Annotated in this window: 14 protein-coding genes; 3 read left to right on the top strand and 11 right to left on the bottom strand. The window is 71.9% G+C overall.

Annotated elements, in window-relative coordinates; all coding sequences use genetic code 11:
- Positions 1-33 precede the first annotated feature (33 nt).
- From AB0F88_RS19630 to AB0F88_RS19580, 11 genes are all read right to left on the bottom strand, one after another.
- The gene (locus tag AB0F88_RS19630) at positions 34-3,858 is read right to left on the bottom strand and encodes a UvrD-helicase domain-containing protein (protein WP_362685452.1); all 3,825 of its coding nucleotides are present in this window, start codon (positions 3,856-3,858) and stop codon (positions 34-36) included.
- Positions 3,852-7,073 carry an ATP-dependent DNA helicase gene (locus AB0F88_RS19625; RefSeq protein ID WP_362685449.1) on the bottom strand — a complete coding sequence of 1,074 codons (3,222 nt, stop codon included), beginning with the start codon at positions 7,071-7,073 and terminating at the stop codon, positions 3,852-3,854. The genes AB0F88_RS19630 and AB0F88_RS19625 overlap by 7 nt, the downstream gene beginning before the upstream one ends.
- 304 nt (positions 7,074-7,377) lie before the next feature.
- Entirely contained in the window at positions 7,378-10,173 is a 2,796-nt protein-coding gene (locus AB0F88_RS19620; protein WP_362685446.1) for a CDP-glycerol glycerophosphotransferase family protein, read from the bottom strand.
- 359 nt (positions 10,174-10,532) lie between these two features.
- The gene (locus AB0F88_RS19615) at positions 10,533-10,841 is read right to left on the bottom strand and encodes an MGMT family protein (protein WP_362685443.1); all 309 of its coding nucleotides are present in this window, start codon (positions 10,839-10,841) and stop codon (positions 10,533-10,535) included.
- Positions 10,829-11,197, bottom strand: coding sequence for a hypothetical protein (locus AB0F88_RS19610; protein WP_362685440.1), 369 nt, complete (start codon positions 11,195-11,197; stop codon positions 10,829-10,831). The genes AB0F88_RS19615 and AB0F88_RS19610 overlap by 13 nt, the downstream gene beginning before the upstream one ends.
- A gap of 111 nt (positions 11,198-11,308) precedes the next feature.
- Positions 11,309-12,676, bottom strand: coding sequence for a S8 family serine peptidase (locus AB0F88_RS19605; RefSeq protein ID WP_362685438.1), 1,368 nt, complete (start codon positions 12,674-12,676; stop codon positions 11,309-11,311).
- Entirely contained in the window at positions 12,670-13,638 is a 969-nt protein-coding gene (locus AB0F88_RS19600; protein WP_362685435.1) for a hypothetical protein, read from the bottom strand. Before AB0F88_RS19600 ends, AB0F88_RS19605 begins: the two co-directional genes overlap by 7 nt.
- A gap of 110 nt (positions 13,639-13,748) precedes the next feature.
- Positions 13,749-14,996: a S8 family serine peptidase gene (locus tag AB0F88_RS19595; RefSeq protein ID WP_362685432.1), complete on the bottom strand. Its 1,248-nt coding sequence runs from the start codon at positions 14,994-14,996 to the stop codon at positions 13,749-13,751.
- Between the two features lie 131 nt (positions 14,997-15,127).
- Complete coding sequence (locus tag AB0F88_RS19590; RefSeq protein WP_362685429.1) at positions 15,128-15,862, bottom strand: hypothetical protein; 735 nt, start codon at positions 15,860-15,862, stop codon at positions 15,128-15,130.
- Between the two features lie 195 nt (positions 15,863-16,057).
- Complete coding sequence (gene moeZ, locus AB0F88_RS19585; RefSeq protein ID WP_362685427.1) at positions 16,058-17,239, bottom strand: adenylyltransferase/sulfurtransferase MoeZ; 1,182 nt, start codon at positions 17,237-17,239, stop codon at positions 16,058-16,060.
- Positions 17,240-17,316: 77 nt separating this feature from the next.
- Positions 17,317-18,225: an alpha/beta hydrolase gene (locus AB0F88_RS19580; RefSeq protein WP_362685424.1), complete on the bottom strand. Its 909-nt coding sequence runs from the start codon at positions 18,223-18,225 to the stop codon at positions 17,317-17,319.
- Positions 18,226-18,666: 441 nt separating this feature from the next.
- Between AB0F88_RS19580 and AB0F88_RS19575 the strand changes: the two genes are divergently transcribed.
- The 3 genes from AB0F88_RS19575 (at position 18,667) to AB0F88_RS19565 (ending at position 21,154) form a co-directional block, all read left to right on the top strand.
- Entirely contained in the window at positions 18,667-18,993 is a 327-nt protein-coding gene (locus AB0F88_RS19575; protein WP_362685421.1) for a hypothetical protein, read from the top strand.
- Between the two features lie 667 nt (positions 18,994-19,660).
- Positions 19,661-19,978 carry a hypothetical protein gene (locus AB0F88_RS19570; protein WP_362685418.1) on the top strand — a complete coding sequence of 106 codons (318 nt, stop codon included), beginning with the start codon at positions 19,661-19,663 and terminating at the stop codon, positions 19,976-19,978.
- A gap of 828 nt (positions 19,979-20,806) precedes the next feature.
- Positions 20,807-21,154, top strand: coding sequence for a hypothetical protein (locus AB0F88_RS19565; protein ID WP_362685415.1), 348 nt, complete (start codon positions 20,807-20,809; stop codon positions 21,152-21,154).
- The last annotated feature ends 618 nt before the right edge of the window (positions 21,155-21,772 follow it).

Raw genomic sequence — 21,772 nt, 5'->3', positions numbered from 1 at the left:
GAGCCGGTTCACCGGACGGGTTACGGCACCGGATCAGCGTAGGGCCGGCACCGATTCGACAAGGGTGACGAGGCCGCGCTCGTCGAGGAGGTTGACGGGGCGGACCGTCTCGTTGAGCAGGACGTAGTGGAAGGCGGCGCTCACCCGGTCCAGGGGGACCCCGGCCAGGTGGGACCAGGCCAGCCGGTAGGCGGCGAGCTGGACGGAGGCGGCGGCCTCGGCCTTCTTCCCGTTGGGGCGGCGGCCGGTCTTCCAGTCGACGACCTCGTAGCGGTCGTCGGAGATCTGGAAGACCGCGTCCATCCGGCCGCGTACCACCCGGTCGGCGATCATGGTTTCGAACGGGACCTCGACGTCGAACGGCTCCCTGCCCGCCCACTCGCTCTCCTCGAAGCGGGCGCGCAGCTCGTCGAGGTGGGCGTCGGTCTCCTCGAAGTCGTCGGACGCGCCGGGCAGCTCGAACTCGTCCATCAACCGCTGCTGGCCCCAGCGCCCCTCCAGCCAGCGGTGGAAGGAGGTGCCCCGGCGAGCCAGCGGGGCGGGCTTCTTGGGCACCGGGCGGCGGATCTGCCGGGCCAGCGCTTTGGCGTCGGAGGCCAGGGTGACGAGGGAGGACACGGTCAGGTGGGTGGGCAGCTCCACCCGGCCGCCACCGCGCCGCCGGTTCAGCTCCCGCTCCCTGAGCAGGAGCTCGATGTCGCGCTCCCACGCCTTCGCCCGCTCCCTGTCCCACCCGCGCAGGTCGGCCGTCGGCACCGGCCGACGCTCCGGCGGCTCCCCGACCTCGGCCTCGAACCCGGCCCATGGCTCGGACTCGGCCTCGGACCCGGGGCCGGACTCGGCTTCGGACCCGGGGCCGGACTCGGCTTCGGACCCGGACTCGGCCTCGGATGTCGCGCCCGCCGCCCCCGGCTCGGCCTCGCCCTCGGACACCGCCCCGGCCCCTCCGGACACCGGCTCGGACACCGTTTCCGGCCCCGCCCCGGCCTCGGACAGCACTCCCGGGCCTGCCCCGGCCGGTTGGCTCCCCCGGGTGGGGGCCACGGCCTCGGACGCCCCGGGGAAAGCGTCCTGCGGAGCCGCCGCGAACGGCACGTCCTCGTCCTCCGGATCCGCCGGGAAGGACTCGTCCCACGGGTCGCCGGGGAAGGGCACACTCTCGTCGTCCGGGAAGGGCACGTCCGCGTCCTCGGAAAAAGCCCCCCCGCCCCCCGGACCCTCGGGGAAGGGAACGTCCTCGTACGCGGACGCGGGCCTGCTCCCGGGCACGGAACCGGCCCCGGGAGCCGTGCCCCCCGCCAGGGCGGCGAGGGCCGCCTCGACCATGGTGGCGCCGTCGAGGACCGCCGCGTAGCGGACGTCCTCCGGGGCGATCGGCCAGACGGACTCGGCGGGCTCGGCGAGGAGCGGGTTGGTCGCCCCCTCCTCCACCTCCGGGGCCCAGAAGGCCACCCGGCCGCAGGTCTCGCGGATCTCCACCAGGAAGTCGGACGGCTCCAGCGGCTTGGCCGCCGTCCCCCAGCGGTAGCCGGAGGCGATCAGGAGGTAGTGGGCGCGGGTGACGGCGACGTACGCCAGGCGGCGCTCCTCCAGCAGGTCGCGGTCGCGGCAGCGCTCGTCGAAGGCGGCCAGCTCCTCCTTGGCGAGCCCGGCCAGCTCCGGCAGGTCCGAGGCGTCGCCGCGCAGCGGGTAGGGCAGCTTGCGGGGGTTCTCCGTCCATTTCGGGCTGGTCGTGGCGCGGGCCGGGAACATGGTGCCGACGGTGAGCGTCCCGGCCTTGGACAGCGCCTGGGACAGGCCGGGCACCACGACGACCGGCCACTCCAGTCCCTTGGAGGCGTGCACGGTCATCAGCTTCACGCTGTTGCTCTCGCCCACCCGCCCGGCGTCCAGCCCGTTCTCCTCCTCGTCGGCCGCCTTCAGGAACGCCAGGAACGCGCCCAGCGTCGGGTCCTCGGAGTCACCGGCGAACCGGGCGGCGGCGTCCAGGAAGGCGTCGAGGTCGGCGCGGGCGGCGAACGGGCCGACGGCCGTCCCCCTGGCCGCCACCTCGATGTCCAGGCCGAGCGTGCGCTCGATCTCCAGGATCAGGTCGGGCAGCGGCTGGCCGGTGTGGGCGCGCAGGACGCGCAACTCCTGGGCCATCGCCGTCAGCCGCACCGCGGCCAGGGGGGAGAACAGGTCCTGCCAGGCGGGGCGGTCGGGCAGCTCGTCGAGGGCGTCGACCAGGCTGCCACGCTCCTCGGCCATGTCCGCCACGACCTGGTCCAGCGGGTCGGCCACCGGCGAGGAGCCCTCGCGGGTCTCCCGGTTCAGCTCGCGGGCCCGCTCGCCCAGCTCCTTGAGGTCGGCCGGGCCGATCCGCCAGCGGGGGCCGGACAGCAGCCGCACCAGCGCGTCCCCGGCGCTCGGATCGTAGATCACCCGCAGCGTGGAGACGATGTCGGCCACCTCGGGCACGGTGAGCAGGCCGCCCAGGCCGACGATCTCGACCGGGATGCCGCGCGCCTCCAGCGCCCTGCGCAGCGCGGGGAACTGCGAGCGCTTGCGCGCCAGGATCGCCACGTCGTGCGGCTGGAGACACTGCGGGCCGCCCCAGGCGCTCTGCTTGGCCCTCTTGCGCTCGCCCTCGCCCCAGGGCATGCCGTCGGGCGCGCTCTCCGCGCCCAGCACCCTGGCGATCCCCGAGGCGACCCACTCCGCCTCGTCGTCGGCGGTCTCGTGGAAGGCGCACACCACCCGGCCGCGGTCGACCCGGTTGCCGCCGGGCACCAGGACCGGCACCTCCCTGGCCTCCATCCGCAGCGGCAGCTGGAGCCGGGCGGCGACGTCCAGCACGGCGTCGCCGTTGCGGAAGCTGACCGACAGGCGGTTGATCGGGGCGAGCTCTCCGGAGGCGGTCCTGAAGTCGCGGGGGAAGCGGGTCAGGTTGCCCGCGGAGGCGCCGCGCCAGCCGTAGATGGACTGGCAGGGGTCGCCCACGGCCGTCACCGGGTGGCCGCCGCCGAACAGGGCGCGCAGCAGGACGAGCTGGGCGTGGCTGGTGTCCTGGTACTCGTCCAGGAGGACCACGGCGAACCGCCCGCGCTCGATCTCGCCGACGTCGGCGTGCTTGGCGGCGATCCGGGCGGCGAGCGCCATCTGGTCGCCGTGGTCGACGACCTCCCTGCTCCGCTTGAGCCGGTCGTACGCCTCGACCAGCGGCAGCAGCTGCTCCCTGGCCCGCTGGACGGCCAGCGGCCTGCGCTGGTCCTTGATCGGCGTGCCGGGCAGCTCGGCGTACCGCTGGGCGAGCCAGGCGCCGACGTCGCGCACGTCCTGCGGGGTGCGCAGGTGCTCGGCCAGCTCCCCGGCCAGCTCCAGCACCGCCCGGGTGACGGTCGCCGGGCTCCACTCGACCTGTTCCATCGGCCCGTCGTACGCGCTGACCACCCGGCCGGCGAGCTGCCAGGAGACGGCCGGGGAGACCAGGCGCATGGTCGGCTCCAGCGCCTCGCGCAGGGCGTGGTCGGTGACCAGGCGGGCCGCGTAGGCGTGGTACGTCGAGATGGTCGGCTCGCCCTCCATCAGGTCGGCGGGCACCTGCTTGGTCTCGACCAGGCCGTTGAGCCGCTCGCGCACGCGCGCGGCCAGCTCTCCGGCGGCCTTCCTGGTGAAGGTCAGGCCGAGCACCTGCTCGGGGCGGACCAGGCCGTTGGCGACCAGCCAGACGACGCGCCCGGCCATGGTCTCGCTCTTGCCCGACCCGGCTCCGGCCATCACCACCATCGGTTCGAGACCGGCCTCGATCACGGCGGCCTGTTCGGGGGTCGGCGGCAGGATGCCCAGCTTGGCGGCCAGCTGGACCGGGCTCAGCACACCTGATCTCCGTTCTTGCTGACCGGGCAGCTCGACCGCACGGCGCAGGTGCGGCAGCCGTCGTTCACCTTGGCCTGGAAGAACGGTCCCGACATGCCGACGGCGACGGTGTCGACCATGTCGCGGGCCCAGCCGGGGTCGGGGTCGTCCGCCAGGGGAGGCTGGATCTGCTCCTTGGCGGCCTTCTTGCCCGCCGCGTCGCCCACCTGGACCAGGGCCGCGCCGCCCGGCTCGGTCATGCCGTGCCGCTGGAAGGCGCCCAGCAGCGCGGCGAGCTGGTAGACGCCGAGCTGGGGGTGGCGTTCGAGATCGGCGTCCTTGGGGCCGTTCTTGCCGGTCTTGATGTCGATGATCACGGCCCGGCCGTCGCCGTCGCGCTCGACCCGGTCGACCCGGCCCTTGATCTGCACACCCTCGGAGACCATGGCCGTGAACGCCTCCTCCAGGCCGACCAGCTCCCGGGGGTTCTCCTCGTGCCAGCGGACGAACTTGGAGATCATCTCCTCGGCGACCCTGCGCTGCTTGCGGTTGTACCAGACGCCGCCGAAGTCGAGCTCGTGCCAGACGTCGTCCAGTCGCTTTCCGAGGGTCTCCTCGGTGGGCATGCCCGTCGCGGCGAGGACGGCGAGCGCGTGCACGACCGTGCCCAGGCCGCGGGCCACGTCGGTGCCGCCCGCGCCCACGGAGGTCTCCAGCAGCCAGCGCAGGCCGCACTTGCTGAAGCTCTCCACCGCCGAGGGCGAGACGCGCACGATGTCGTCGGGCCAGCTGAGCGGGCGGTCGTCGGAGATGGGGGTGAGGGCGTACCACTCGTTGGGGTGGGCGCCGGGCACCCCGGAGGCGGCGAGCCTGGCCAGGTGCTCGGCCGCGGACCTGCGCAGCGGCTCGGGCCTGGTGGAGTCGGCGACCGCCGAGCGCAGGTCGGCGACGAGCGCGGGCATGCTGAGCCAGCGGGACCGCTCGTCGACGCCCGCGGCGTCCTCGGCCGAGCCGGGGACCAGCTCGGTGAGGAAACGGGAGGGCCGCTCCTCGGTGTCGTCGCCGCCCACGGCGGTGACGATGAGCCTCTTCCTGGCCCTGGTGGCGGCCACGTAGAACAGGCGGCGCTCCTCGGCCAGCAGCTGGGAGGCCAGGGCCGCGGAGACGGCCGCCGGGTTCTCGTGCTCGGAGCCCTCGGCCCTGGCGACCATGTCGTCGGTGCTCAGGATGGACCCGCGCAGCCGCAGGTCCGGCCAGGCGCCCTCCTGGACCCCCGCGACGACCACCACGTCCCACTCCAGGCCCTTGGAGCGGTGCGCGGTGAGGATGCGGACCGTGTCCCCGTCGGGGGCCCGGTCGGCGAGGGAGTCGCCGGGGATCTCCTGGGCGACCAGGTCCTCGACGAACACGTCCACCCCGGCGTGCGGGAGCCGGTCGACGAACCTGGCCGTGTGGTCGAACAGCGCCACGACCGCGTCGAGGTCGCGGTCGGCCATGGTGCCCCTGACGCCGCCCCTGAGGCTGACGTCGGTCCACTTCCTGGCCAGGCCGGTGGCCTGCCAGACGGCCCACAGCACGTCCTCGGCGGTGCCGCCCTGCCGTACGGCCTCGGTGGCGGCGGAGATGAGACCGGCGAGCCGCTCGGCGGGCAGCGCCACGTGCGGCTCCACCCTCACCAGCTCCCGCGCGTCCTTCAGCGCCGCGACCATCAGCTCGCCCGAGGAACGCGGGCCGGGACTCTCGCGCTCGGCGACACGTTCCACCATCTCGGCCACGTCGTCCAGGCCGTCCAGGCCGGCCGGGTCGTGCTCGCCGGGGCCGTCCGGCGCCTCGTGCTCGCCGGGGTCGGCCAGCGCCTCGTGCTCGGCGATCCGCAGGGCGCGGCGCAGGCGGCGCACCCCGATCATGTCGGTGCCGCCGAGCGCCCCGGTCAGCAGCTCCTCCGCCACCCCCTCGTCCAGGGTCTCCGGGTGCAGCGCCACCTGGATGAGCCTGATCAGCGGCCGTACGCCCGGCTCCTGGAACAGCGGCACCTCGCCGCCGCCGACCACGACCGGCACCCCGGCGGTGACCAGGGCGCGGCGCAGCAGCGGCACCTGGCGCGTCGCCGACCGCACCAGCACGGCCATCCGCGACCAGGGGACGCCGTCCAGCAGGTGCGCCCTGCGGAGCGTGTCGGCCACGATCGCCGCCTCCTGGGTGGCGCCGTCGGCCACCAGCACCCGTACGTCGCCGGGCTCGGCGTCCGGCAGGGCGCGCAGGTCCCGGTGGGCGGCGCCGCCCGGGGTGGCGGGCAGGCGGGCGGTGACCCGGCGGGTGGCCCGCAGCAGGTCCCGGCCGCTGCGGCGGCAGACGCGCAGCGCGACGACGGGGGCCTTCGCGCCGCCGGCGTCGCGGAAGCGGTCGGGGAAGTTCATGATCCCGCGGACGTCGGCGCCGCGGAAACCGTAGATCGACTGGTCGGGGTCGCCGACCGCGACCAGGTCGCGGCCCTCCCCGGCCAGCTGCTGCAGCAGGAACTCCTGCGCGGGGTCGGTGTCCTGGTACTCGTCGACGAAGACGGCGTCGTACGCCGACCGCTCGCGGGCCCGTACCTCGGGGTCGGACAGCAGGGCCCCCGCCGCGCGGATCAGCTCCGCGTAGTCGAGGACCGGTTCGAGGTCGAGGTCGAACCTGGCCTGGTAGCGGTCGGCGAACGCCCCCGCGGCCGTCCAGTCCGGACGGCCGTGGCGGCGGCCCAGCTCTCTCAGCTCGGGCCCGTCGAGGCCGCGCTCGGCGGCGCGGGCCAGGAAGTCGCGGAGCTCGGAGGCGAAACCGCGCGTCTTGAGCGCCTCGTGCATGTCGTCGGGCCAGTGCGCGGCGCCGTCCTCCAGCTCGCCGTGGAGCAGGCGGCGGATCTCCAGCAGCTGCTCGGGACCGGTCAGCAGCCGCGGCGGCAGCCCTCCGGCGAGCACGGCCTCGCGGCGCAGCAGCGCGTAGGCGTAGCTGTGGAAGGTGAGGGCGAGGGGGGTGCGGGTGGTGCGGCGCATCCGGGCGGTGATGCGCTCGCGCAGCTCCTCGGCGGCCTTGCGGCTGAAGGTGAGGACGAGCACCCGCTCGGGGTCGACGCCCCGGCGCTCGATCCTGTCGACGACGGTCTCGACGATCGTGGTGGTCTTGCCGGTGCCGGGCCCCGCGAGCACGAGGAGCGGGCCGCTCTCATGGGCCACCACCGCCCGCTGGTGCTCGTCGAGCACAGGGGCAACAGCCCTCCCCGCGCCCTCACGACGTATCAGCCGCCAGTCCTGACCACTCACAACTCGCCATTCCACCAGATCCCGGACGATGATCGTGCCGAGTCGGTGGGTACGGCATGGCGGATTCTCCACCGAACACGGCGGGCGGCGGGCGGTTTCCGGAAGATCCGCCGGCCCGAGCACCGCGCGGACCTGGGCGGAAGCCTCCACCCTCGGACAAAAAGCCGGAAAACGGGTCCGGGAGCCGTTTCAGGGAAACGGCTCCCGGAGGGTCGGTCGGATCACCCGGACCGGCGCGCGGCGATCAGGTCGGGAAGACGTGGTCGACGAGCCTCGCCGTCGCCTTGCCGTCGTCCCGGGGCGCGTAGGTGCGCTGGAAGAGGTCGTACTTCTCGGCGTGGGCGGCGACCACCTCGTCGATCGACCGCAGGGCCTTGATGACCTCCGCCCCGGTGGACAGCAGCGGGCCGGGGGCCTCGGCGGCCAGGTCGAGGTAGACGCCCCGCTTGGACGAGTAGCGCGGCAGGTCGTAGGTGAAGAAGAGCATCGGCCTGCCGGTCGCCGCGAAGTCGAACATGACCGACGAGTAGTCCGTGATCAGCACGTCCGCGATCAACAGCAGATCCGTGATATCCGGATATGTCGTGACGTCGCGCCCGAGGCCGGCACGCACGTTCGGTGCCGCCTGCATCGAGTGACCCCGGATCAGGAACTCGTGGCCGGGACCGAGCACCCGGTGCGCCTCGGCCAGGTCCAGGCGGATCGAGGCGTTCTTGCGGTCGTAGTCGCGGTAGGTCGGCGCGTAGAGGACCACCTTGGCGCCCTCGGCGATGCCGAGCCGCGCGCGCACCGCCGCGGCCAGTTCGTCGCGGTCGGGGGCGACGAGCACGTCGTTGCGCGGGTAGCCGCTCTCCAGGACCTCGCCCTGGTAGCCGAACGCCTTGCGAAGGACGCGGGTCGCCCAGGGGCTCTGGGAGACCAGCAGGTCCCAGCCGCGCACCTCGACGGCCTGCCGGTGCCAGGCCGGCGGCCTGGGGTCGCGGGACATGTGCGGCAGGTCGTTGCCCAGGCGCTTGACCGGGGTGCCGTGCCAGGTCTGCACGACGACCTGGTCCTCGCGGGAGCGGAACCACGGCGGCAGGAAGCCGTTGGTCACCACGTAGCGCGAGCGGGCCAGCGCCGCGTAGTGCTCGCGGCTGCCCGCGCGCACCACGGTCGGGCCCGCGCCCGTGCCGAAGCCGAGCTCCTGCGGGCCGGGAGGCACGAACGCGCCGTCCTTGACCACCCAGATGTGCTCGCCGGCGTCACCGCGCCGCACGCGCTCCTCGTAGACCGCGCGGACGCTGCCCTCGTACTGCCGCCCGTCGTAGGCGGCGTAGACGGTCGCGTCGTTCAGCTCGCGGGTCCGCTCGGCGGGGTAGAAGTGCCGGCGCAGGGCGTACAGGCCGCCGGCGCCCTTCTCGTCGTCGGGAAGGTGCTCGGCGACGGACAGCACCGGGATGTCGAAACGGGTGGAGATCAGGCGGTATTCGCGGCCGTCGAGGATCTTCGTGTCCTCGTCCAGCCCGTCGAGGATGGCGTGGTCGACGCGGAACGGGACGATCTGACCGGCCGCGTCGCGGACCGCCATGCTCCAGGTACCGCTGCTCAGCGGGGCCGTGTCCCCGAAGCGTGGCATCGCGGCGGGCGCGAGCCGGACCGTGAAGCGGGAGTCCTCGCGCTCCAGGGGGACGGCCTGGATCAGCCCGCTGCGGTGCTTGAGGGTCAGCGCGGCCTCGCCGGAGCCCGGGTAGGAGCCCTCCAGGGTGAGCACGCCCCGCTCGTCCCAGGTCGCCGCGTCGATGACCGGGCGGATCCGGTGGGCGGAGACGCTCACCCGGTCGCGCCGGTCGCGCAGCACGGTGATCTCACGGTCTCCGACGACCGTACGGCTCTCCCGAGCTTTCCCGATCATGACGGAGGCCGCGGGGTCGCCCTTGGGCTCGATCCAGAGCCGGCCGCCGTCGCGCTCCTGCAGCAGGGACGCCGTCGCGAGCGGCACGACGACGGTGGTGCCGCCCTCGACGGGGGTGAAGTCGGCGGCGATCCGGTGGCCGTCCAGGCGGGCCTGTCCCCTGGTCACGCCCTTGCCCGGCAGGAAGACCTCGACCTCCAGGCGCTCGCCCTCCAGCCGCACGCCGGCCAGCTCGGCCCGGGTGGGCTGCAGCACGATCTGCAGGGCGCGGTCGGAGGTCCAGACGGGACGGATCCACCAGCCCTTGCCGAGGTCCAGCCCCGCCGGGCGCTCGGTGCGGCCGGTGGAGGGGCCGCGAAGGAGACCGCCGGCGCGGGCGCCCCGGCTCCAGATCACGATCTCGGTACGCCAGGTGGTGGTGTCCTGCACGGTCGCCCGGCGGCGCAGCAGCCGCTTGCCCCCGCGCACCACGGCCCGTACGGCCGAACGCCAGCGCAGCGGCCACGGGCTCATCTCGGCGGTGAAGCCGGACCAGTCGTAGTTGCAGCCCGCCTCCTCCGCGCCGTGGGTCGCCTCGGGGTGGAAGACCCTGCGGGTGCGGAGCCGTACCGGCGGCAGCCAGCGCGGGCCGCGCAGCACCACGCTCGCCCGGTTGAAGCGGCGGCTTCGCACGGACAGCCCGGCCAGGTAGGCGTGGCCGCTGATGTGCAGCCGCCCGCCCGACCAGGAGATGTCCTCGATCTGGGTCACCGGGATGAGGTCGGCCGCCCGCAGCCGGTACAGGGACTCGGGCAGCTCGTCCTGGAGCGGCAGGTCCGCGTACCAGCGGAGGCTCTTGCGGACCCGCTTGGACGGCTCCGCGGCGGCGGTCACGAGCTTCTGCAGCGCGTCGCCGTCGGCGAGGTCGTCGATCCCCCGATGCTCGATCAGGTGGAAGGCGATCCTGCGGGCGACCGGCAGGTCGCGCTTGACCTTCGCGTCGACACCGGTCACGTACGGCTTCAGGAGCGTGACGAACTCGCGGCGCCTGGCGGCGCCCCGCTTGGCCGCGATCTCCAGCCGGGACCCCAGGGGGCCGGCCAGGGCGTCGGCGTCGAAGCGTCGGCGCTCGTCCGGTTTCAGCCCGTCCGCCAGCACAGCGGCCATGATCGAGTCGAGGGGTTCTCCCCGGTCGCAGAGATCCTGGACAGCCCGCAGACGATCAGCGACGGGGTCGCCGCTGGCTCGTGCGGGAGTGGCACCGGTGGCCATGGGGAAAGCACCGCCTTTCGGACAGAGCGCTGTCCTAGGCCATGGTAGTGCGCCGCGGCAGGGCCGGTTACGCCGTGATTTACGGGCTTGCAGGATTTACAGGCATTTGTGATCTAGCGGGTTTCCCCCGCCCTCCCGCCGCGCGACCCGGCGGGTTCCCGTCCCGTCCGGCCGCCGCACGATCCACGGCCTCCCGTCCCACCTGACCACCGCACGATCCAGCGGCCTCCCGTCCCGCCCGGCCGCCGCACGATCTACGACTTCCCGTCCCACCTGGCCGCCCGCATGTCGGCGCGGGCGCCCCTGAGCGGGGTCCGCTCCTCGCGCCAGCTCGCCAGGCACCGCTGCTCGTGGCCGGGCGGCGGGGTGCCGTCGGCGTGCACGACACGCCACCAGGGCACGCCCCCGCCCCAGGTGGACATCACCCTGCCGACCTGGCGCGGGCCCCCCTCGCCGAGATACTCGGCGACGTCGCCGTAGGACATCACCATTCCGGCCGGGATGCGCTCGACCAGGTCGAGCACCCGCTCGGCGTACGGGGTGGGATGGCCTACTGGCTCCATACGGTCGGTCCGGCGGAGAGGATCTCGTCGAGCTTGCCGAACTCGTAGGCCGCCGAGCCGTTCAGCTGCTCGACCAGGCCGCCGCGGATCGCGTAGGACTCGCCGTCCTCGCCCACCAGCCGCGCTCCCAGCAGGGCGGACACGCGCGCCAGCTGGGCCACCTGCCAGTCGGACCCGGGAGTGCCGGAAAGGCGGCCGTCCCATACCGCGATGGCATGGACCGCGCCGTTGTGGCGGGCCAGGATCTCCCCAGACTCCTGCGAGCCCCTGAACTCGAACCCCGCCTGCCCCAGCACAGTCGCGAGTTCCGCGAAGGCGAGAGGCGCAGGGCGCTCCACGCGCAACTCGTACCCCATAACGCGCGAGACTAGCGAACGTTCCCGGTTTTCCGGGGCGTGAATCCAGACATCCGGGCTACCGCATCCGAACGGTGTCCAAAACGCGTTCGAATCGCAGTCGAATTACGGTTACCTTCGCGATCTACCGCGCCGGACCGGCTCGAAGGCCGCCGCCATCGGCCCTTCCCTGCCGGAGTGCCGGTTGAGCATCGCCACGGCCCCCGCGAACGCCAGCAGGCCGCCCGCGAGGCCCACGCCGTACAGCCAGAGGCGCACGGGCTCGGGGCCCGGCCTGCTGGGCTCGGTGGGCAGGGTGCCGTCACCGAAGCGCTTGCCGTCGGGCACCGGGACCTCCGCCGCGCCGGCCACCAGCCGGCCCGCCTTGGCCAGGGCCGCCGCGGCGTCGACGACACCGAACCCGATGTGGTCGTCATAGCCGTTGGCGGGACCCGCCGTCGCCGTGGAGGTGAGAGCCTGCGACACCATTTGCGGTGATATATCCGGATACTTTGCTTTTATGAGGGCGGCGACCCCGGCGACCAGCGCGGTCGCCGAGCTGGTCCCCTCCGACGATCCGTACTTTCCGCCGGGAACGACCACCGGCACGTCGACGCCCGGCGCCGAGACCATGACCGACAGGTTGTCGCTGCTGAACGTCGCCGGCTTGCCCAGGTCGTCGACCGCGCCCACCCCGATGACCCCCGAGTATCCGGCGGGGAAGTTCCAGAAGGAGGTGGCGTTGTCCATGGAGTACTGGGATTCGCCGTCGTTGCCCACGGCGGCGACGAGCACCACCCCCCGGGACAGCGCGTAGGAGACCGCCTCCCGCTCGCTCCGGTGCGGCCCGTACGCGCCCAGCGACATGCTGACGACCTTGGCCCCGTGGTCGACGGCGTAGCGGATCGCGCGGGCCAGGGGGCTGTCGCTGCGCGAGCGCAGGTCCTCCTCGGGCAGGGCGGACCCGTCCTCGGGCCGCTCCTCGACGATCAGCGGCAGCGAGAGGATCCTGGCCTCGGGCGCGACGCCGAGAAGGCCCTCCCGCCCCTTGCCCGCCCCGGCGATGAGCGAGGCCATCGCGGTGCCGTGCCGCCCGGCGTCCGGGGTGTCCCTGTCGAACCTGATCGACCCCATGTCGGGCCCGGAGATCACCCGTCCCCGCAGCTCGGCGACCTGGTCGTCCACCCCGCTGTCGACCAGTGCCACGATGACGCCCGACCCCTTGGTGACCTTCCACGCCTCCTCGGCGTTGAGCATCTCCAGCACCCAGCGCTGGTCCTCGCGCACGTCCGCGGCGCCCTCGAGAGGCGCGGGCTCGGGTGGAGCCGACTCCGACGGCACCGGCTCGGGCGGCGCGGTCGACACGGACGGCGAGGGTGGAACGGACGACGACGACCCGGCGAGCGCCGAGATGGCCGTCGCCGGGGCGGCGACCGGGACCGGACCCGCCACGGAGAGCGCGACCAGCGCTCCCGCCGCCCAGAGGCGCCGCCTCAGCACACGTTCCCCTGGGTGCACTGGGGCACGGCGCTGGGCTCGTCGCCCAGGGCGCGGGCGATGCGCCCCGCGACCGCCTGGGCCGTGGGCCACAGCTCGCTGTGCAGGATCTCCTCGGGGGCGACCGCCTGCCGGGTGCGGCCGTCGGTGTAGCCGGCGGTGGAGAAGACGATGTAGGGGCCGACGCCCACCCAGGCGTTGCGCTGGCGTTGCGCGGCCCCGAACAGCTCGGTCGCCGTGCCGGGGAAGGCCACGGGGCGCACCCCCACCCGATCGTCCACGGCCAGCTGCGCGGAGGCGGCGATCCGCCGCTCCTCGTCGTCGAGCACGGCGATGCCCACGGTGAAGGCGAAGGAGGACGTCTGGTCGACGTAGGTGGCCCGCAGCAGGGTGCGGCAGCCGTACTCCGAGAGCACCGAGCCCACCGGCGCGTCCGTTCCCGCCGCGCAGGCCACCTCGGGGGCGAGACCGACCCTGCGGGCGTACTGCTGGACCCTGCCGAGGCCGAGGTACTGCAGCTCGACGGGGAAGACCAGGTCGGCGGTCCAGGTGTGCCAGCGCCTGGCGATGTCGTCCTGGATGTAGCGGGCCTGCTCGGCGGCGGTCAGCGGGCGCGAACTCGTCTCCCGCACCAGCCCGACCGTACCGGTCAGCACGTTGGTGGCGGCGATGGCGAGGATCGTGCCCATCAGGATCAGGAAGATCGTACGGAAGCGGATGCCCTGTTCCAGGGTCGCCAGCTCGGTCCGCTTGACCGCCGCGCGGTCGCGCCCCGCCGCCGGCCAGGCCCGCACGCGGGTCCGCCTGGCCGCGGAGCCCGGCGCGGACGCCCGCCGGATCCGGCCACCGCCGGACCCGCCGATGCCGCCCACCCGGGAGCCTGACGGCGGCCAGCCGCCGCGAGCGCGGGGGGCGGGGGTTCCCAGAGGCCGCTCCGGCTCCTGGGACCGCCCTTGCTGCGACATACTCCGATGCTACGTCGAAGGACCTCTCCGCCCTATCGGCGGCGGGTATTTTCGCGGCACTCTCCGTGGCCGGACCGGGTCTCGGAGGCTCGCCCGGCACCGCCGGGAGCTCACGGCCAGGGGGCCGCGGCCGGGCCTGGCCCGGGCTCGTCGAAGGCCTCCGACGAGCGGGTACGGCCGACGAACACGGCGAGCGCGATCAGGGAGACGACCGCGCCGAACCCGGCGGCCACGGCCACGCCGCCGTACAGGGTGATCCGGTCCCGGTCGCGGTGGACGACCCGCACCGGCTCGGCCGCCACGCCCAGCGGGCGAGCGGGGTCGTGTCCCCCCGCCCCCTCGGCGGTGAGGGTGTGCCGGGAGATCCTGGCGGCGGCGGCGAGGGCCCGGGTCGCGTTGACCACGCCGAAGCCCGTACCGGTGTCGTAGCCGCCCGTGGGCCGCCGGGTGGCCCCCTCGGTGATCGCCTGCACGACCAGCACGGGCGACATTTTTGGATATTTGGCCTTAATGAGGGCGACAACCCCCGAGACCAGGGCGGTCGCCTGGGAGGTGCCCCGGCCGACCCAGTACTCGTCCCCCGGACCGGCGCCGAGGATGTCCACCCCCGGCGCGGCCACCAGGACCGAGGGGTTCCGGTTGGAGAACGAGGCCCGGCGCAGCCCGCGGTCCGTCGCGGCGACCGAGACCACTCCCGGGAAGGCCGCCGGGTAGGAGTAGGGGGCGTGGCCGCTGGCGTCCGGCTTCCCGGCGCCCTCGTTGCCCGCCGCCGCGACGAGCACGACCCCCTTGGAGATCGCGTAGCGGATCGCCGACCGCTCCTCCCTGGTCGCCAGCTCCTTGGAGATCGACATGTTGATCACGTCGGCGCCGCGGTCCACCGCGTGCCTGATGCCCCTGGCCACCACGTTCTCGTAGCGCTCGGCGGTGTTGAACTCCCGGAAACCCGGCTCCTCGTCCTCCAGGATGACCCGTACCGACAGCACCCTCGCGCGGGGCGCGACTCCGATCACCCCGTCGGCCCCGCCCGGCCCGTGGCCGTGCCCGGCGATCAGCGACGCCATGTACGTGCCGTGCAGCCTCAGGGGGCTCACCCCCGGCGGGTTCGCCCCGGCCGTGAAGTCCTTGCCCTCGGTCACCGAACCGACCAGGTCACGGTGGTCACGGTCCACCCCGGAGTCGAGCACGGCCACGGTCACGCCCCTGCCCTCGGAGATCCGCCAGGCGGCGGGCAGGTCGAGGGTCCGCAGCACCTCCCGCTGGCTGTCCCTGACGTCGTCGGCCCGCGCGGCCGGAACCGGGACCAGGACCACCGGCACCACCACCGCCGTCAGCACCACCGGCACCGTCCGCGTCACCGCTTTCCCCAGTGCCCTCAACGCCCTCAACGCCCTCAAGGTCAACGTCGCCACCGGCACCGCCGGGTCCCCCGGCCCCCTCGGTTCCGCCCTCGCGGACGGACCGGCGGCGGGAGGGCGTCGGGGCGTGGTCAGCATCGCCACTCCGTGGAGACGCAGTCGGGGTGGGCGGGCATGGACAGATCGGCGAGGATGCGGTCGGCGATGTCCCCGGTGAACGCGAACAGGGTCGGCCGCTGCTCGCCGACCGCCCTGGCGGGCCGGCCGTCGGTCTGGCCGACCGTGGCCATCACCACGTACGGGCCCGCCTGCCGGACGAGGCCCGCCTGGCGTCCGGCGGAGACGAACCGGTCGGTCACGGTGCCGCGGAAGGCCAGCGCCCTCAGGCCGGGCGAGGGACCGCCGCCTCTGGGCAGAGCCGCTTTGGCCCTGGTGGCGTCGAACTCGTCCGCGAAGGCCGCGACGCCGACGGTCACCACGATCCCCTGGAGCGCGTCGATGTAGGTGGCCCGCAGGATGCCCAGGCAGCCCGCCCGCCGCAGCACCTTGCGCAACCTGGCGTCGACCGCGCCGTCACAGCGGGTCTCCGGCGAGATGCCCACCCGTCGGGCCTTCTCCTCACCACCCTGCTCCGCGGCGTAGGGGACGGTCTCGGGGAAGACGCGCCCGGCGGGCCAGGCCTGCCAGCGCCTGGCCACCTCGTCGAGGGCGGCCCGGTCGAGCTCCGCCTGGGTCGGCCCCCGGGTGAGTTCCGTCGCGGCGGCACTGCTCGCCACCCCGGCCACGATCGCGCAGAGCAGCGTCAGGGCGGAAGCCACGACCAGCGTCGGCCATGAACGCCGCCGCTGACGTGGGACTTCATTCACGTCCCCGACCTTAATGCGGTGTGGCGGGTGTCATCCGCCGTTCCGTCCAGATCCGTCAGTGTGGAGAGGACTTGGTGACCTCGGCGGAACCCCCGCGGAGCCCCTGAGCGGCGAGCGCCCCGCGGAGCGGGTGCTCCACGGGGCGCGGGTCGCGCGGGTTCTCGGGTTTCTCGGTAAGCGGGCAGGCTCGGTTTCTCAGTAAGCGGGCAGGCTCGGGTCGACCGTCTTGATCCAGCTGAGCACGCCGCCGCCCACGTGGACGGCGTCGGAGAAGCCGGCGCTCTTGACGACCGCGAGGACCTCGGCGGAGCGGGCACCGGACTTGCAGTGCAGGACGATCTTCTTGTCCTGCGGCAGCCTCTCCAGCGCGGAGCCGTTGAGGAACTCGCCCTTGGGGATGAGCACGGCGCCGGGGATGGACACGATCTCGTACTCGTTCGGCTCGCGGACGTCGATCACGTAGATGCTCTCGCCCTTGTCCTGCCAGGACTTGAGCTCGGCGGCGGTGATCGTGGAGCCGGAGGCGGCCTCCTGGGCCTCCTCGGAGACCGCGCCGCAGAACGCCTCGTAGTCGTCGAGCAGCTGGGTGACCGTCGGGTTCTTGCCGCAGAGCACGCACTCGGGGTCCCTGCGGACCTTGACCGAGCGGTAGTTCATCTCCAGGGCGTCGTAGATCATCAGGCGGCCGACCAGCGGCTCGCCGATGCCCGCGAGGAGCTTGATGGCCTCGTTGACCTGGATGGAGCCGATCGACGCGCACAGCACGCCGAGCACGCCGCCCTCGGCGCACGAGGGGACCATGCCGGGCGGCGGGGGCTCGGGGTAGAGGCAGCGGTAGCAGGGGCCGTGCTCGGCCCAGAAGACGCTGGCCTGGCCGTCGAAGCGGTAGATCGAGCCCCAGACGTACGGCTTGCCGAGCAGGACGGCCGCGTCGTTGACCATGTAGCGGGTGGCGAAGTTGTCGGTGCCGTCCACGATCAGGTCGTAGGCGGCGAAGATCTCCATCACGTTGTCGGTGGTGAGAGCCTCGTTGTGGACGACCACTTTGACCAGCGGGTTGATCTCCCTGACGCTGTCGGCGGCGCTCTCGGCCTTGGGGCGTCCGACGTCGGACTGGCCGTGGATGACCTGCCGCTGGAGATTGGACTCGTCGACCACGTCGAAGTCGATGACGCCAAGCGTGCCCACTCCCGCGGCCGCGAGATAGAGCAGCGCGGGGGAACCCAGGCCTCCGGCGCCCACACAGAGCACCTTGGCGTTCTTCAGGCGCTTCTGCCCGGCCATGCCGACGTCAGGGATGATCAGGTGGCGCGAGTAACGACGCACCTCGTCGACGGTCAGTTCGGCTGCCGGCTCTACCAGCGGTGGCAACGACACAGTTCTGCTCCCGTTTCAGGGGTCCTTGATGCGGCTGGCGCAGCACGCCTTCCTCACAACCTAACCCGATGCCCCTGTCATTCCCCAACCGGCGCGAGGACCGTCTCGGCGATCAGGAGCCGGGCCGCGCGGGCCACCCGCTCGGGGAACTCCATCTGGGCCACGTGCCCGGCGTCGGGCAGCAGCATCAGCCGCACGTTCGGGAACGTCCGGACGGCGCGGGCGGCCATCCGGGGGTTGACGAGGCGGTCGTGGCGGCCGTGGATGACCAGCGTGGGCGCGGTCACCATGGCCGCCTGCCGCCACAGGTTCGTCTCGCCGCGCCTGAAGTACTCGGCGACGATGCCGCGGGCCGAGTTGATCATCGCCTCCACCGCGTACGGCAGGCCGTCCCTGCGGCGCAGTTCGTCGGCCGCCTCCTTGAGCCGGTCCGGGTGGATCCGCTCGATGTCGGCGTAACACAGGGCGAGCGTGACGCCGAGCCTGCGCTCGGCGGGCACGAGGGTGAGCCGGCTCGCCGCCCACTCGCCGATGTGGGGCACGGTGGACAGCGCCACCCGTGCCGGGCCGGACCGGGGCAGGAGGTCGGGCAGGGCCGGCGAGATCAGGGTCAGCGAGCGGACCAGGTCGGGGCGGGTGGCGGCGACCCGCACCGAGACGGCGCCGCCCAGGGAGTTGCCGAACAGGTGGACGGGGGTGCCGGAGACCCGTTCGATCAGGGCGGTGACGGTCCGGGCGTGGGCGTCGACGGAGTAGTCGCCGCCGGGCGGCTCCGGCGAGTATCCGGCGCCGGGCAGGTCGAGGGCGTGCCCGGTCACCACTCCGGACAGCTCGTCCATCAGGTCGGTCCAGTTGGTCGCGGAACCCGCGAGACCGTGCACGTAGACGGCGGTCTCGGCGGGCCCTCGCGGCGTCGACCGCACGTGGACCCGCTGGTCGCCGAGGTCGATCATCTCGCCCTGCCAGATGGGGATTGGGCTGTTCACCGCGCCTCCTCCTGTCGTTCCACTGCCTTCCACGATAGTTCGGCTCGCACCATGCCAGGCAACAGCCTCCGGGTATCACAAAAGACACATAAGCCCATTTTCCCCAGATGTCTTTTATTGCACGATTTATCAGCATTAGACCGGTGGTGTTTCCGCCCCGCCCCCCGCTCGTCGAGCGCGGCACCGGCAGCCGAACCCCGCTCACCCTCGATGAACAAAAACGACATTAGGGACATTTCACTTCAAAACAACTAATAAGAGTTCAACACGTGCCATAAATAGATAAGAGGATAGCAAAACCCCTCGATTCCCGTTTCTCACCAGACATGGGCGGAAATCATGACAAGCAGGGATGGCTCATCACCGGCCATCTCTGGCAATTCCGCCTTATGCGGAAAATGTCGAAAATCGGGGTAACCGATCATTTCAAGGGGGAAACGCATGCCCAAGTTCAAGAGTGTCATCGCAGGGCTCGCGATCAGCACGGCGCTGACCGGTGGAGCCGTCGCCATGGGCGCAGCGACCACCGTCACGAGCGCCAGCGCGATGACCACCGCGATCACCACAGCCGCCTACCCGACCTGGGGCGGCGGCTGCGGCTGGCGTCGCGGCTGCGGCCGTTGCTGCGGTGGCCACCGCCACCACCGTCGTAGCCACCACCGCTTCAAGCTGATCATCAACAACCACAACAACAACGACAACTACCTGCGCAATGACAACCGCAGCGACCGTCTCCGGCCCCTGACCTTCGGCGGCGACGAAGACTAGTCGCCAGGCCCGGAGTCGCGCGTCCCCGCGGAGGCGCGGCACCGTCAGAGGACAGGACCACTCACGGCTCGATCCGCGATTTCCGGCGGCTTCGAAACCGTGACGGAGGGACAGGACTCCCGCATTCGCCGCGGCGCCGCCTCTCACCCAGAGAAGCCGGCCAAACAGCGACAGCGGAAACTTGAGGAGAGATCCCCAGGACCCTGACCCTCGACACAGTGCGAGTTCTCGTTTCACGAAGTCACAAGCGAGGCCCCGCGGTTTCCGGACCGCGGGGCCTTCGCGCGTCCTCCGGCTTCCCGAGGACCGCCTTTCCCGCCACCGCCTGACACTCCGCCCCCCGCCCCGCCCGGTCCCCACCGCCTCAGCGCCGGCACGTGAGGGTCACACCTGCTCACCGGCGGACGGCGTCCCACCCCCTGCTCCCGTTTTCAAAGAACAAATCCGACATTAAATACATTTCATTTCAAAACGACCAATAGGCATCCAACATCGACGATAAATAGCTAAGAGGAGTGCAAAAGCCTTCGATGTCCGTTTGTCGGCAGACATGTGAGGAAACTATGACAACCAGGGATGGCTCATCACCGGCCATCTCTGATGTTTTCCGGTTTATATGGAAAATGTCGAAAACAGGGGTAATTAGTCCTTCCAAGGGGGAAACGCAATGCCCAAGTTCAAGAGTGTCCTCGCAGGGCTCGCGATCAGCACGGCACTGGCCGGCGGGATCGTCACCATGGGCGCGGCGACCACTGTCATGAGCGCCAACGCGATGACCACCACGGTCACCGCCGCAGCCTTCCCGACCTGCGGTGGCTACGGCGGGCGTCGCTGCTGCTGCGGCGGCGGCGGCCACTGCCACCGTCACCACAGCCGCAAGCGCTTCAGGCTGATCATCAACAACCACAACAACAACGACAACGAGCTGTTCAACGACAACCGCAGCGACCGCATCGTGCCGCTCCTCGGCGCGGGCGTCAGCTAGTCGTCGGCCCGAGGCCGCACACCCCGACCGGGGCGTGGCCACGGGACGAGCTCACTCACGGCCGGATCCGCGATCGTCCGCGGCTTCGAGACCGTGACGGAGGGACAGGATCCCCGTATCCGCCACGGCCGGGCTTCCCACCCGGAGACATCGGTCGAACGGCGACAGCGGGAGCCTGAGGAGATATCCCCAGGAGCCTGACCCTCACCTACAGTGCGAGTTCTTCATTTCACGAAGTCACAAGCGAGGCCCCGCGGTTTCCGGACCGCGGGGCTTTCGTACGTTATGCCCTATTTCTGGCACACCTCATTTCCGGCGCACCCCGCCCTCCGTTCCCCACCACCTCGGAACTCCCGTCTCCACCACCTGGAAGCCGAAGTACGCCGGCGGATCCCCCGCGGCGGAGGCCGGCCCCCTTCCCGCCCCCTTCCCGCCCCTTCCTGGACGCCCCGGACCGCCTCCCGGAGCCGAGGCCCCGCGGCGACACCGAGCGGCACACGAGAGGACCGAGAGGACCGAGAGGACATGGCGCGAGCGGCACCGGCTCGCCTTCCGCCGGTACCCGGCCCCCTACTTCTCCGCCCCGAAGAACAAATCCGACATTAAATACATTTCACTTTAAAGCGATCAATAAGTATCCAACGTCGACGATAAATAGCTAAGAGTAGGGTAAAAGCCTTCGATCTCTGTTTGTCGGCAGACATGCGAGGAAACTATGACAACCAGGGATGGCTCATCATCGGCCATCTCTAACCATCTCTGGCAATTTCCGACTCATACGGAAAATGTCAAAAATTGGTAAATCAATCCTTTCAAGGGGGAAACGCAATGCCCGAGTTCAAGAGTGTGCTCGCAGGGCTCGCGATCAGCACGGCGCTGGCCGGCGGGGTCGTCGCCATGGGCGCGGCGACCACCGTCACGAGCGCCAACGCGATGACCACCGCGGTCACCGCCGGCACCTTCACCACCTGGGGCGGCGGCGGCTGCTGCGGCCGCCGCCACCACTACCGTCGTACTCACCACCGCTTCAGGCTGACTCTCGACCAGGACAACTGCAACCGCAACCGCCTGGAGAACAAGACCCGTTCCGACCGCCTCGTGCCTCTGACGGAGACCGACAGCAGGCCTCCCGGCCCTCCCGGACCGCCCCTGGGCCCGCCGCCGGTCGCGTCCTGATCCACGCTTGACACGGGATCGGAACACGACACCGGAAACGGCTGGAACCGCTTTTCCGAGCGGCTCCGGAACCGTGACGGCAGAGTAGAGGTCCCGTATCCACCAGGGTCGCGTTCCTCCACGGAGAAACGCCGATCAGAACGGTGAGCACGGAAGGCCGGGGACAGATTTCCCGGATTCCGGCTCTCGACACAGTGCGAGTTTTCATTTCTCACGAATTGCAGGCGGGGGCTCCGCGGTTTTCCGACCGCGGGCCCCCGCCCTGTCATATCCGAGACACTGTCATATCCGAGACATCCGACGCCCGGCGCAGAAGCCCCCGCCGGCATTCCCCCGCCCTCCCCCTCGGGCCGCCTGCCCACTCTGGAGCAGCTCGCCCCCTTCCGCCTCAGGCGGCGCGCACACCTCATGGCCTCCCGACACGGTCCTCCCGGCCGGACATCTCACCGGCGTCGCACTCATGTTCGAAACACCTCCGCGCGGATGCGAGACGCCGTCGACGTGGCAGGTGCCGCCATGGGCAATCCGATGCCGCGTCTTTCTCGGCGCGCGGCATCCGAGGTCGTACGCTGGGCGATGTCCGACGTTTGCAGGAACCGGGTGAGGAGAGAGAACGTG

This window comes from Streptosporangium sp. NPDC023963 (assembly GCF_040639135.1).
In the GTDB taxonomy this organism is placed as follows: domain Bacteria; phylum Actinomycetota; class Actinomycetes; order Streptosporangiales; family Streptosporangiaceae; genus Streptosporangium.
This window is presented reverse-complemented; position numbering and strand designations above follow the sequence as displayed.

Excerpts from the sequence above, each read along its gene's own strand:
- AB0F88_RS19620 (WP_362685446.1), bottom strand. The coding sequence starts at position 10,173 with ATGGCCGCTGTGCTGGCGGACGGGCTGAAACCGGACGAGCGCCGACGC.
- AB0F88_RS19600 (WP_362685435.1), bottom strand. The coding sequence starts at position 13,638 with ATGTCGCAGCAAGGGCGGTCCCAGGAGCCGGAGCGGCCTCTGGGAACC.
- AB0F88_RS19565 (WP_362685415.1), top strand. The coding sequence starts at position 20,807 with ATGCCCGAGTTCAAGAGTGTGCTCGCAGGGCTCGCGATCAGCACGGCG.
- AB0F88_RS19570 (WP_362685418.1), top strand. The coding sequence starts at position 19,661 with ATGCCCAAGTTCAAGAGTGTCCTCGCAGGGCTCGCGATCAGCACGGCA.
- AB0F88_RS19575 (WP_362685421.1), top strand. The coding sequence starts at position 18,667 with ATGCCCAAGTTCAAGAGTGTCATCGCAGGGCTCGCGATCAGCACGGCG.
- AB0F88_RS19610 (WP_362685440.1), bottom strand. The coding sequence starts at position 11,197 with ATGGGGTACGAGTTGCGCGTGGAGCGCCCTGCGCCTCTCGCCTTCGCG.
- AB0F88_RS19615 (WP_362685443.1), bottom strand. The coding sequence starts at position 10,841 with ATGGAGCCAGTAGGCCATCCCACCCCGTACGCCGAGCGGGTGCTCGAC.